We start from the raw sequence: 12,528 nt of genomic DNA, 5'->3' as shown, positions 1-12,528 counted from the left end.
CCGGATGAAGGGAAGCGGATCAGCGACGGACAAAAACTGCTCAACATGGCACAGACAGCGCGAGATCCTTCAGCATCCTTGCGCTCTTTGCCAAGGCAATCCGCTCTGTTTCATCAAGATCAGGCACAAGATCCATCAGAATTCCGCTCGAGCCAATCACCCGTGGCACAGATGCCGCAACATTGATGACACCACCCAGCTCCGCTGTGACGCTGGAAACGGAAAGCACATCACGCTGATCGCTGGCAATTGCTTTGACGATCCGTGCCAGACCAGCACCGATACCGTAATAGGTGGCACCTTTCCCCTTGATAATGTTGTCGGCGGCATGGCGCACACCGGCGTCGATCTCGCTGCGAACCGTGTCTGTCACCGGCTTGCCCGCCTGTTCGGCAAAAGACATCAATGGCACGGCGCCAACCATTGCATTCGACCAGGCCAACACTTCGCTATCGCCATGCTCGCCCAGAACATATGCATGCACGGATTGCGGCGAAATCTCCAGATATCGCCCGAGCAGGCTGCGAAACCGTGCGGTGTCGAGTATGGTGCCGGAGCCGATCACTTTTTGTGGCGCAAGGCCCGACAGCCGCGTCGCGATATCGGTCATGATATCGACAGGATTGGAAGCGATCAGCAAAATTGCATTCGGTGCTGCTGCGAGAACCTGGTCTACGACCTGCCGGAATACTTCCGCATTGCGGCCAAGCAATTCGAGCCGGGTTTCACCCGGTTTCTGGCTGACACCTGCCGAGATGATAACCACGCCCGCTCCAGCGAAATCACCATAATCTCCGGCTCGTACAAGGGTTGCTGAAACGAATGGCACGGCATGGGATATGTCCTCGGCCTGGGCTTGGGCCAGATCCGTATTATAATCAACCAGCACGATTTCCGAGGCGATGCCAAGCATTGTTAATGCATAGGCCGATGCACTGCCCACCATGCCCGCTCCCACTATGCCGACCTTCATGTCCCCACTCCTGACCGCGAAACTACCCGCGTTACTGACCCCGTATTCACGCCACATGGTGCATCTCCGCATGGCGATCTGCTTCGAAATTTCTTCAATCCCAGAGGGTCTAAAGACACTGTTATGGACTATAACATAATTTCAAAACGGCCAAAAATGTACGATATGCGATGCCAGACGTCGTTATGTTTTCCCCATACCACCATGCTTATGAAGGTCTGCTGCGATCGTCACCTGCACCGCTTTACTTCACGTCTAAATCAATTGAGAAGAGTATTACTTCTGAGTAAGCGCGGACAGTGACGTTACGTGAGGCGAGTGTCAACCGCGGCATCCGGCCATTTTTGTGATAGAATGACCCCTTCGGACATAAAAAATAATGGTAGCGCAATCATTTGGGATAGGAAGGTCGTCGGCCTGCTTTCGAGAGCATTGGCACCATTAGGAACTAGCAATTACGTTGTGCAGCGAGCGGTAAAGAGAAGCTAGAAAACAACGCTCAAACACCACTACCCAAAACACAGGCTCGCCTTGCCCAGCACTGAATGGCGGAAAGTGAAACTTTCGATGTGTTTTATTTTAATCTGAATAAGGGAAGAGTACACATTGAAACCGTACGACCGAAAGTATTTTAAAAATCATCGGCTGCTTCCGCATATTTTCCCAAATCCAACCGGCTTGAACGAAAAAATTACGCCGTAAGCTTAAAAGATTACAGTATTTTAAGGGTGTTTGATGAAATCGAGCACGCTTTAGATGTTATCACAAAAAAAGCGGCCACGAGGGCCGCCTTGAAAACCGAAAAATGAAGACGCCGTCAATCAGGCTGGAACCAGGACGCCGTTAAGATGCGTCATTGCGTTCAAGAACTGCTCCAGCTTGGTCCGGTGTTCGTGATTTTCCGTATCGTCCAGCTCAGCTTTGGCCAATTCGATCCGCTTCATCAGCGTATCGCGGCTCAGCTCATCGACCGGTACGGCACTTTCCGCCAGCAGAGTCAGTCTTTCCGGTGTGATATCAGCAAAGCCACCGAAAATGACATATTTGCCGGTTTTTCCGGAAGCAAACTTCACCGTTACGACACCTGGCTTGATCACCGTCATCGTCGGCGCATGGTGGGCCATGACGGTCATCTCACCTTCGGTCGCCGGAATGACAACCTCGCTTACCTTTTCCGAGATCAGCAACCGCTCGGGGGAAACGAATTCGAAATTGAAATTGTCAGCCATGGCTTTTTACTTTCTAACGCTGGAAACTGAACGCACGATCATAAACCGTGCGTTCTTCGATCCATGGATCAGGCAGCAACAGCTGCCAACTTCTTTGCCTTTTCGATGGCTTCGTCCATTGAGCCGACCATGTAGAAGGCGGCTTCCGGCATATGGTCGTAGTCGCCATTGACCAGTCCCTTGAAGCCCTTGATCGTGTCTTCCAGCGACACCAGCTTGCCTGGCGAACCGGTGAAGATTTCGGCAACGTGGAACGGCTGCGACAGGAAGCGCTCGATCTTACGGGCGCGGGCAACCGCAATCTTGTCGTCTTCGGACAGTTCGTCCATCCCAAGAATGGCGATGATGTCCTGGAGCGACTTGTAGCGCTGCAGAGTCGACTGAACCTTACGGGCCACTTCGTAATGTTCTTCACCGACAACCATCGGGTCGAGCATGCGCGAGGTGGAGTCGAGCGGGTCAACAGCCGGGTAAATACCCTTTTCAGCGATCGAGCGGTTCAGAACCGTCGTTGCATCCAAGTGGGCAAACGACGTTGCCGGAGCCGGGTCGGTCAAGTCGTCGGCGGGAACGTAAATGGCCTGAACAGAGGTAATCGAGCCCTTGTTCGTGGTGGTGATGCGTTCCTGAAGAGCACCCATGTCGGTTGCCAGTGTTGGCTGATAACCAACCGCCGAAGGAATACGACCCAGAAGAGCCGACACTTCAGACCCAGCCTGCGTGAAGCGGAAGATGTTGTCCACGAAGAACAGAACGTCCTGGCCCTTGTCGCGGAAGTCTTCAGCGATGGTCAGACCGGTCAAGGCCACGCGCGCACGCGCACCTGGAGGCTCGTTCATCTGGCCATAAACGAGGGCGCACTTGGAACCAGCAGCAGAGCCACCGTTTTCATGCGGGTCAACGTTCACCTTGGATTCGATCATTTCATGGTACAGGTCATTGCCTTCGCGGGTACGTTCACCTACGCCAGCAAACACCGAGTAGCCGCCGTGTGCCTTGGCAACGTTGTTGATCAATTCCATGATCAAAACGGTCTTGCCAACGCCGGCGCCGCCGAACAGGCCGATCTTACCGCCCTTGGCGTAAGGAGCGAGAAGGTCCACAACCTTGATGCCAGTCACCAAAATCTGAGATTCAGTCGATTGCTCAACATACTCAGGAGCAGGCTGGTGAATCGCGCGACGAGCAGTCGTCGTCACCGGCCCAAGTTCGTCGACCGGTTCCCCGATGACGTTCAGAATACGTCCGAGCGTTTCGTCACCGACAGGCACGGAGATCGGAGCGCCGGTATCGGAAACCGGTTGACCACGTACCAGACCTTCGGTCGAGTCCATGGCAATGGTCCGCACCACATTTTCACCGAGATGCTGCGCCACTTCCAGAATCAGACGATGGCCGCCGTTTTCTGTTTCCAACGCATTCAGGATCGGCGGCAAGGTGCCGTCGAATTTCACATCGACGACGGCGCCGATGACCTGGGTCACCTTGCCCGCTGCGGGAGATGTCTGGGTCGCTGCCCTAGCCATATTCATACCCTCTTTTGTTCAAGCTCAGAGCGCTTCGGCGCCTGCAATGATTTCGATGAGTTCGGTGGTGATCTTGGCCTGCCGCTGGCGATTGTAACTCAGCGTCAACTTGTTGATCATCTCACCGGCGTTGCGCGTGGCATTGTCCATAGCGCTCATTTTAGCGCCCATTTCACCGGCGGCATTTTCAAGAAGCGCACGGAAAATCTGCACCGCAATGTTGCGCGGGATCAGGTCGGACAAGATCGAAGCCGCATCCGGTTCGTAATCATAGATCGCGGCAGCGCTGCTGGAAGCTGCCGGAGCATCGCCAACAGCCGCTGGAATCAACTGACGGGCTGTCGGGATCTGGCTTATAACCGACTTGAACTCCGAATAGAACAAGGTGCAGACGTCGAATTCGCCCTTGTCGAACATGGAGATCACCTTGCGAGCAACCGTATCCGCATTTTCAAACGCAACGCGCTTGACCTCGCGAAACTCTGTCCGCTCGACGATCAATGCACCGAATTCCCGGCGCAAACTGTCATAGCCCTTCTTGCCGACGCAATAGATCTTCACGGTCTTGCCCGCTGCCAGCAAGCTGCGCACATGATCACGCGCAAAGCGCGAGATCTGTGAATTGAAACCGCCGCAAAGACCACGCTCGGCCGTGCAGACGACGAGCAGATGCACATCGTCCTTGCCGGTGCCCGTCATCAGCGTGGACACGCCGTCATCGCTGCCAACCGCCTGGGCGATATTGGCGAGAACAGCGCCCATGCGCTGAGAATACGGCCGGGCGGCCTCGGCCGCCTCCTGCGCACGACGCAACTTAGCCGCAGCGACCATTTTCATCGCTTTGGTGATTTTCTGCGTCGCCTTGACGGAGGCGATCCGGTTTTTCAGATCCTTTAGTGAAGGCATCCGTTAATCCGTCCTTGGCTCGAGTCCGATTTAGGCGAAAGACTTTGCGAACGTATCGAGAGCAGTCTTGAGCTTGCCCTTGACGTCGTCGCTGATAGCCTTCTCCGTGCGGATTGCATCGAGGATGTCCTTGCCTTCCGTCCGGAGATAGGAAAGCACGCCATGCTCAAATCGACCGACATCACTGACGGCAAGCTTATCGAGATATCCGTTGACACCCGCGAAAATCACAACAACCTGCTCTTCCACCTTCAACGGGGAGAACTGCGGCTGCTTCAGAAGTTCGGTAAGACGCGCACCACGGTTCAGCAAGCGCTGCGTGGCAGCATCAAGGTCGGAACCGAACTGGGCGAAGGCGGCCATTTCACGATACTGGGCAAGCTCACCCTTGATCGAGCCAGCAACCTGCTTCATGGCCTTGATCTGAGCGGCAGAACCAACACGCGAAACCGACAAACCAACGTTCACCGCCGGACGAATGCCTTGATAGAACAGGTCGGTTTCAAGGAAGATCTGGCCGTCGGTGATCGAGATCACGTTGGTCGGAATGAAGGCCGACACGTCGTTGCCCTGGGTTTCAATCACCGGCAGAGCGGTGAGCGAACCAGCGCCACGCTCGTCGGAGAGCTTGGCAGCGCGCTCAAGCAGACGCGAATGCAGATAGAAAACGTCGCCAGGATAAGCTTCACGGCCCGGAGGACGACGCAACAACAGCGACATCTGACGGTAAGCAACAGCCTGCTTGGACAAGTCGTCATAAGCGATCAGGGCGTGCTGACCCTTGTCGCGGAAATATTCGCCCATCGTGCAGCCAGCGAACGGAGCCAGATACTGCATAGGAGCAGGATCAGAAGCGGTTGCCGCGATGATGATGGAGTATTTCAGAGCGCCACGCTCTTCCAGAACCTTGACGAACTGGGCAACGGTGGAGCGCTTCTGACCGATAGCCACGTAAACGCAGAACATCTTGTCATCGCCACCAGCATCGTGTGCAGGCTTCTGATTGAGGAAGGTGTCGAGAATGATGGCGGTCTTGCCGGTCTGACGGTCGCCAATCACCAACTCGCGCTGGCCGCGGCCAACCGGGATCAGAGCATCGATGGCCTTGATGCCTGTCGACATCGGCTCATGAACGCCCTTGCGCGGAATAATGCCTGGAGCCTTGACGTCAACGCGCGAACGGATTGCCGAGTTGATCGGACCTTTGCCGTCAATCGGATTGCCGAGAGCGTCAACAACGCGACCCAGCAGCTCAGGACCAACAGGAACTTCAACGATGGCGCCGGTCCGCTTAACGGTGTCGCCTTCCTTGATGTCGCGGTCGGAGCCGAAGATAACCACGCCGACATTGTCGGATTCGAGGTTCAGCGCCATGCCCCGGACACCGCCGGGAAACTCGACCATTTCACCGGCCTGAACATTGTCCAGACCGTAGACGCGGGCAATACCGTCACCGACGGACAGAACCTGGCCGACTTCGGAAACTTCAGCGTCCTGGCCAAAGTTCTTGATTTGATTTTTCAGAATTGCGGAAATTTCCGCGGCGCGGATATCCATCAGCCAACCTCTTTCAGTGCAAGCTTAAGGGTGGAAAGTTTGGTGCGAAGAGACGTGTCTATCTGACGGGAGCCGATCTTGACGATCAGACCACCCAGGAGAGACGGATCGACAGTCACGAACATCGTAACGGTCTTTCCGGTCGCGCTCTTCAGCGCCTCCTTCAGTTCGGTTTCCTGCGCCGGGGTCAGCGCATGAGCAGAGGTCACATCAGCAGCCAGTTCGCCACGGTGGCGCGCCGCGATCATGCGGAAGGCTGCGATCATGCCGGGAACGGCAAACAGGCGACGATTGGCTGTAACGAGCTTCAGGAAATTGCCGACGAGGCCGCCAATTTCAGCCTTGTCACACAGAGCTGCGATGGCAGAAGCCTGCTGCTCGCTGGTGAAGGCCGGGCTGGTCACCAGCCGCTGCAGATCGACGCTCTCGTCGATCATCGCCTGGAAACGATTGAGATCGCCAGCCACCGCATCCACAGAACCCGCCTCGCGCGCCAGCTCGAAAAGCGACGACGCATAGCGCTCTGCAACTGCGGAAACCGGCTGACCGGACATAGGCTGGGATGTGTCTGCCACGGGCACAAAATTCCCTGAATGTTACTCAAAACTGTCGCATGCGCCGGCTGGCGCAACACCAGTTTGATATCGTTTAAGTTTTCCCCCGGACTTCACAAGCAGTGCAGCTTGTATCGTCCAAATTTGCGGTCCGTCTAGCATACGATCCCCGGACTCGCAACACGGGTATTAACGGAATAAACGAGGAGGGCAACCCGCTTTTGACGATTTTGTGATCTTCACCGTCAAATTAATGAGGCGGATTGCGCGAAATCGCGTCACACTAGGCCAAAGACGTAGATGAAAGGCAAAATGCCTAAAACAGTAACGGCAATTATAAGTAGAAAATTGCGCCAGGTCGCTCCGCGAGCTCCCCCATGGTCCGACAGGATCGACAAAATCAAACCAAACAGCCCGACCCCCAGAGTGATCCCATAGGCCAGATAGAGCATTGGCTGGGCCAGCATCACGGCGCTTGCGCCAAGGCCGGTCATCATGCCGCCACCCAGACGTAGCGCGGCCAACCCTTCCCGGCGGCCCTCCCACCCGCTCAAGCCGAGCCCCCGAAGGGTGATAACAGGGGCAAACATAATGAACAGGCCCAGAAGGGCAAAGAGCGCGGCGCTGGCAAAGGCCAGTTGCTCGCCGGTTTCGGTCGGAAAATAGAATTCCATGGCTGCCTCTGGTGGTCCTCTGTGATCGTCCCTGTCTCAGGCCTTGATGCGGCGCAAAGCAGGAGGATGAATCGTATTTGCGCTCTTATGCCACAGGCAAATCCAGGCGCAATATCTGGCTGTCGTCACCTCAAGCGCTGAATGCCCTTTATACGAGGGATTATTGGAAATCACTCGTCGTATTCCCCGGCATCAAAGAAAGCTCTGCGGATCGACATCCACTTGCACCTGGATGGAGCGGCGCTCTTTCGGGCCATTGCTCAGCATCGCAGCGACAAAAGCCTGCATGTCGCTGGCTTTGCGGCCATGAATGAGCAATCGGAAACGATGGCGGCCACGGATCAGCGCCAGCGGTGCCTCGGCAGGCCCCAGAATGGCGATGCCGCCGACAGCAGGGGCGGCCTGGCGCAATTGCCGGGCATGGGTTTCGGCATCCGCCCTATTGTCCGCCGACACGATGATCGAGACAAGCCGTCCGTAAGGCGGCAGCACCGCCCGCTCCCGCTCGGTAATTTCCCGCTCGTAAAAGGCATCGGCATCGCCTGAAACAATGGCTTGCATCACCGGATGCTGCGGCTGATAGGTCTGCAAAAGGCCATGACTCTTCAAACCGGTACGCCCCGCCCGCCCCGTCACCTGGCTCAACAGCTGAAAGGTTCGCTCGGCGGCGCGCGGATCACCATTGGCCAGGCCGATATCGGCATCAACGATACCGACAAGCGTCATCAGCGGAAAATTATGCCCCTTGGCCACCAATTGCGTGCCGATGACGATATCCGCCTCGCCCTTGGCAATGGCTTCCAGTTCCAGCCTGAGCCGTTTGACGCCGCCGAGATCCGACGACAAGACCAGCGTGCGAGCGTCTGGGAAGTGCCGCTCCACCTCCTCGGCAATCCGCTCCACGCCCGGCCCGCAGGCAACGAGATGGTCCAGCGTCCCGCATTCGGGGCAGGCATTGGGCGTCGGCTCGGCATAGCCGCATTGATGGCATTGAATCTGGCCGCGAAACCGGTGTTCCACCAGCCAACTGGAACATTGCGGGCATTGGAAACGATGGCCACAGACCCGGCACAGCGTCAGCGGCGCATAGCCCCGCCGATTGAGAAACAACAGTGCCTGTTGCTGCTTTTCCACCGTCTTGCCGATGGCCCGCAGCATGAGAGGTGAAAGAAACCCGCCCCGTTCCGGCGGATGGCGGCGCATATCGACAAGATGCAGATCCGGCATCGCCGCATCGGCAAAACGGGTCGGCAGGTGAATACGCTTGTAGCGACCGCTATAACTGTTGACCTGACTTTCAACGGACGGCGTGGCCGACACCAGCACAGCAGGAATGCTGGCAATCCGCGCCCGCACCACCGCCATGTCCCTGGCATTGTAAAACACCCTGTCTTCCTGCTTGAAGGCCGGATCATGCTCCTCATCGACAATGATCAGCCCCAGATCGGCAAAGGGCAGAAAAAGCGCCGAGCGCGCACCGGCCACCACCCGGATGTCGCCTGTCGCTGTCTGCCGCCAGACTTTTTCCCGCGTCCGGGTGGCAAGATCAGAATGCCATTCGCCGGGTTTGGCACCAAAACGGTCCTGAAACCGCTCCAGAAAAGCGGTGGTCAGAGCGATTTCCGGTAAAAGGATCAGCACCTGGCGGCCCTGGCGCAGGGTTTCGGCAATCGCTTCGAAATAGACTTCCGTCTTGCCGGACCCTGTGACGCCATCGATCAGCGCCACCGAAAACCCGCCATCCCGAACACTCTCCACGAGCACCTCGGCTGCGCCCAGCTGCGGACCGGAGAGACGATGGGCGGCGTAATCCGGGTCCGGCAGGGCCACCAGCGGTGGTGGCGGCAGAAATACGGTTTCAAACAGGCCGAGCTTTGCCATGCCATCAACAACCGAGGTCGAGACCCCTGCCGCATGAGCAAGCCCGCTCTTGGTCCAGGAAAGCCCATCCTCAGCCAATTCCAGCACTTTTCTACGGGCCGGGGTCAGTTTTTCCGGGGCATGACCGCTGTAGCGTAACCCTTCGATCATCGGGTCGGGATCGAAGGCGGCAGGCGCGCGCAAGGCCATGCGAGCCACCAATCCGGGCGGAGAAAGAGTATAGGCCGCCACCCAGTCGATGAACCGGCGCATGCCCGCATCCAGCGGTGGGCAATCGAACACCTTCTCAATACTACGCAGTTTGGCGGGATCGACCTTGGCCCCATCATCGTCGCCATCCCAGACAACGCCAACCACTTTGCGCGGCCCAAGCGGCACCTGCACGATGGCGCCAGGCGTCACCATCATCTCATCGGGAACGGCGTAACTGTAAGGCCCCGGCGCCGGCAGGGGCACCAGGACGGGGACGGCGCGGCGGGCAGGACCGGCCTTGGCGCGCGGACCAAACAGATCTGACGATTCGGTGCTCATTGCGCCGGACCATGCCCCCGAACAGAACAAAATGGAACCGGAAATTTACGCCGTAATGGCCCGCATCCGACACCAGGACGGATGTGGGCAGTCCGGTTGCTCACCCCACCCGCCGCAAGCCGGTCGACGGTTGGGAACCGATAGCTCCATGGGCGGGGTGCAGATTAAACCGCCGGACCAGATCAAGCAAAACTGTAGCCTCTGAGGCCAACGCCGCACTCGCCGCATTGGTTTCCTCGACCATGGCGGCATTTTTCTGGGTGACCTGATCCATCTGGTTTACAGCGGTGTTGACTTCGGACAAGCCAACCGACTGTTCGCGCGCAGACAGAGCAATGGCATCCATATGCCGATTGATCGTCACGATATAATCCACAATGGTCTTCAGCGATTCGCCGGTATTGCGTACCAGTTCCACGCCTCTGTCCACTTCCACCGTCGAATTGCGGATCAGTTCCTTGATTTCGCGGGCCGCCTGGGCAGAGCGCTGGGCGAGCTCGCGGACTTCCTGGGCAACGACGGCAAAGCCCTTGCCAGCCTCGCCCGCGCGCGCCGCTTCCACGCCGGCGTTCAGCGCCAGAAGATTGGTCTGGAAAGCAATCTCATCGATCACCCCGATAATATTGGCGATCTGGCTGGACGATTGTTCGATACGCTGCATGGCATTGACCGCATCCGCCACAACCCGGCCAGAGCTGGTCGCGCTGCTATTGGCCTCGACGGCGACTGTTCTGGCTTCCTCGGCACGCTTGGAAGAATTGCCGACATTGGCGGTGATCTGGTCCAGGGCGGCGGCCGTCTCTTCCAGCGACGCCGCCTGCTGTTCCGTGCGCTTGGACAGTTCATCGGAACTGCCGCTGATTTCCAGTGAACCGTTGTCAATCGATTGCGAGGCCTGGGTCACGGCGATCATTGCCTCGCGCAACTGGGTGATGGCCGCGTTGAAATCGGCCCGCAGGCTTTCGAATTCCGGCGCGAAGGGCTGGTCCAGCCGGAACGTCAGATCGGCATTGGCAAGATGCTTGAGGCCATCGGCGAGGCCGGACGTGGCCTGGGCCATCGCTTCGGCCCGCAACCTGTCGACTTCTGCGGTGCGGCGACGTTCGGTTTCCGTTGTCTGGCGGCTGGCCGCCGCATCCTGCTCCAACTGGCGGTTAGCGACTGCATTGTCACGGAACACGCCGACCGCATCGGCCATAGCACCGATTTCATCGGCCCTGCCCGCGCCAGGAATGGTGATATCCGTCTCGCCACCGGCAAGCTGGCCCATGCTGGCCGTCATGGCCCGGATGGGCTTGGCAATGCTGAGCGCCACGAACCACATGGCACCGATACCACCGGCCGCAATGATCAGGGCGACGATAGCCTGGAAGATGATATCACTGCCGCCGCGCTGGTTCAGCGCCTGGTCCAGGCTGATTGCCTCGGCCATCGCCACCGGCCTGGGCACGGACACGATCACCGACCATGGTGTCTTGGTACGCCCAATGGCGATTGGGGAAAATGCCTGAAACTGATCGGCATCGGCAAGAACGTCGGCCTTGCCACCCTGGATCATCGGTAGAAGGCCGGAGAGCGCCGGTGTCGTCTTGTCAAAACGCTGCCCGATTGTGTCGGGATGCTCGCTATCGGCGACCACCAACCCCTTGTAACTCACGATCTTAACGCCTGCCTTGCCGCCATAGATTGAGGCGCGCACATCCTCTGCCAGCTTCTGCACGAAGCCGAGATCGAAATCGGCCCCGGCGACACCGCGAAACTTGCCATCAATCATGATTGGCACAGACATGGTGGCAAGAAACACGTTCTTGCCCTGAACGATATAAGGCAATGGATCGAGAATGCTCTCGCCCCCGCCTTGCTGCGGACCGATATACCAACCGCCCTTCATCACGCCATTCGGATGCAATTCTGCACTGTCATATTCGACAAGCGGTTGAATGGCGATCTTGCCCTCCGCATCCCGGGTCCAATAGGGCAGGAAGCGCCCCGTCGCATCGGACCCCAGATCGCGGCGGTCGCGGAACTGGCCGTCATTGCCATCAAGTGCGTTCGGTTCCCAGGCGCTATAGGTGCCGTTGAAACGTGGGTTATCCTTGAGCAAGTTCAACAACATGGCGTTAAGCTGCCCGCGCCTCAGCTCCACCGCCGTACCATTGACCTTGTCGCCCGCAACAACCTCAAAACTACGTGCCAGGTTCCGTGCGGCATCGAAAGCCCCATCCAGCGATGACCGGATGATGCCCGACTGGGTGGAGGCGAGCGTGGACAGGGCTTCCCGGGTTTTGGCTTCGGTGAGCTTGGTGACGTTATCGCCGACAAAATCTCTTGTCTGCCCGGCGGAGACAATGCCATAGCCGACCAGGCCAGCCGTGGCAGACAGGACGCAAAGACCTGCAAGCACGGCAATTTTCATTTGTATGGACTTAAACTGCATGTTGGTTTCTTTCGCCAGCCGAGATCTTCCCGCAAGATCTTCAGATTGGCTGATATTTAGATATTCCGACTATTAATATATTCAAAATATCCCCTCAATATCGAGGGTATAAAACCAAAGTATAGAACCGATTTTGACGATTGTTAAACCAACATAAACTAAGAGTATATTTAATACTCTCAATGCACGTCTGGGCATGCGTCGCATCGGTTCGGTGACCTCGGCGCGTCGGTTAATCCTTCCCTAATGGCTCTCCGGCA

9 protein-coding genes are annotated in these 12,528 nt (G+C 57.4%); all 9 read right to left on the bottom strand.

The window, feature by feature from the left end:
* Positions 1-40: 40 nt before the first annotated feature.
* The 9 genes from IEI95_RS27720 to IEI95_RS29545 all read right to left on the bottom strand — a co-directional run bounded on the left by IEI95_RS27720 (position 41) and on the right by IEI95_RS29545 (position 12,268).
* Complete coding sequence (locus IEI95_RS27720; RefSeq protein ID WP_156531805.1) at positions 41-973, bottom strand: L-lactate dehydrogenase; 933 nt, start codon at positions 971-973, stop codon at positions 41-43.
* Positions 974-1,794: 821 nt separating this feature from the next.
* Positions 1,795-2,202 carry a F0F1 ATP synthase subunit epsilon gene (locus IEI95_RS27715; protein ID WP_015917380.1) on the bottom strand — a complete coding sequence of 136 codons (408 nt, stop codon included), beginning with the start codon at positions 2,200-2,202 and terminating at the stop codon, positions 1,795-1,797.
* 68 nt (positions 2,203-2,270) lie between these two features.
* Positions 2,271-3,728 (bottom strand): F0F1 ATP synthase subunit beta, encoded by a 1,458-nt coding sequence (gene atpD, locus IEI95_RS27710; protein WP_156531804.1) that lies wholly within the window; start codon positions 3,726-3,728, stop codon positions 2,271-2,273.
* 24 nt (positions 3,729-3,752) lie between these two features.
* Positions 3,753-4,634, bottom strand: coding sequence for a F0F1 ATP synthase subunit gamma (locus IEI95_RS27705; RefSeq protein WP_015917382.1), 882 nt, complete (start codon positions 4,632-4,634; stop codon positions 3,753-3,755).
* A gap of 30 nt (positions 4,635-4,664) precedes the next feature.
* Positions 4,665-6,191, bottom strand: coding sequence for a F0F1 ATP synthase subunit alpha (gene atpA / locus IEI95_RS27700; RefSeq protein ID WP_156531803.1), 1,527 nt, complete (start codon positions 6,189-6,191; stop codon positions 4,665-4,667).
* Positions 6,191-6,772, bottom strand: a complete 582-nt coding sequence (locus tag IEI95_RS27695) for a F0F1 ATP synthase subunit delta (protein ID WP_194417249.1) — start codon at positions 6,770-6,772, stop codon at positions 6,191-6,193. The genes atpA and IEI95_RS27695 overlap by 1 nt, the downstream gene beginning before the upstream one ends.
* Positions 6,773-7,023: 251 nt before the next feature.
* A complete protein-coding gene (locus tag IEI95_RS27690; protein ID WP_156531802.1) occupies positions 7,024-7,419 on the bottom strand; it encodes an AGROH133_08824 family phage infection protein in 396 nt (131 codons plus the stop codon).
* Between the two features lie 192 nt (positions 7,420-7,611).
* Complete coding sequence (locus tag IEI95_RS27685; protein ID WP_156531801.1) at positions 7,612-9,831, bottom strand: primosomal protein N'; 2,220 nt, start codon at positions 9,829-9,831, stop codon at positions 7,612-7,614.
* Positions 9,832-9,931: 100 nt separating this feature from the next.
* On the bottom strand, positions 9,932-12,268 hold the full coding sequence (locus IEI95_RS29545; protein WP_156531800.1) for a methyl-accepting chemotaxis protein: 2,337 nt from the start codon (positions 12,266-12,268) through the stop codon (positions 9,932-9,934).
* Positions 12,269-12,528 lie beyond the last annotated feature (260 nt).

Origin of the sequence: Agrobacterium vitis, from assembly GCF_014926405.1 — a bacterium.
Lineage (GTDB): Bacteria > Pseudomonadota > Alphaproteobacteria > Rhizobiales > Rhizobiaceae > Allorhizobium > Allorhizobium vitis_H.
Note: the sequence above shows the minus strand (reverse complement) of the source record. Positions and strands in the feature narration are given on the sequence as shown.

What these genes read in the sequence shown, in the direction of transcription:
- IEI95_RS27720 (WP_156531805.1), bottom strand. Translation starts at nt 973, where the DNA reads ATGAAGGTCGGCATAGTGGGAGCGGGCATGGTGGGCAGTGCATCGGCC.
- IEI95_RS27715 (WP_015917380.1), bottom strand. Translation starts at nt 2,202, where the DNA reads ATGGCTGACAATTTCAATTTCGAATTCGTTTCCCCCGAGCGGTTGCTG.
- atpD (WP_156531804.1), bottom strand. Translation starts at nt 3,728, where the DNA reads ATGGCTAGGGCAGCGACCCAGACATCTCCCGCAGCGGGCAAGGTGACC.
- IEI95_RS27705 (WP_015917382.1), bottom strand. Translation starts at nt 4,634, where the DNA reads ATGCCTTCACTAAAGGATCTGAAAAACCGGATCGCCTCCGTCAAGGCG.
- atpA (WP_156531803.1), bottom strand. Translation starts at nt 6,191, where the DNA reads ATGGATATCCGCGCCGCGGAAATTTCCGCAATTCTGAAAAATCAAATC.
- IEI95_RS27690 (WP_156531802.1), bottom strand. Translation starts at nt 7,419, where the DNA reads ATGGAATTCTATTTTCCGACCGAAACCGGCGAGCAACTGGCCTTTGCC.
- IEI95_RS27685 (WP_156531801.1), bottom strand. Translation starts at nt 9,831, where the DNA reads ATGAGCACCGAATCGTCAGATCTGTTTGGTCCGCGCGCCAAGGCCGGT.
- IEI95_RS29545 (WP_156531800.1), bottom strand. Translation starts at nt 12,268, where the DNA reads ATGCAGTTTAAGTCCATACAAATGAAAATTGCCGTGCTTGCAGGTCTT.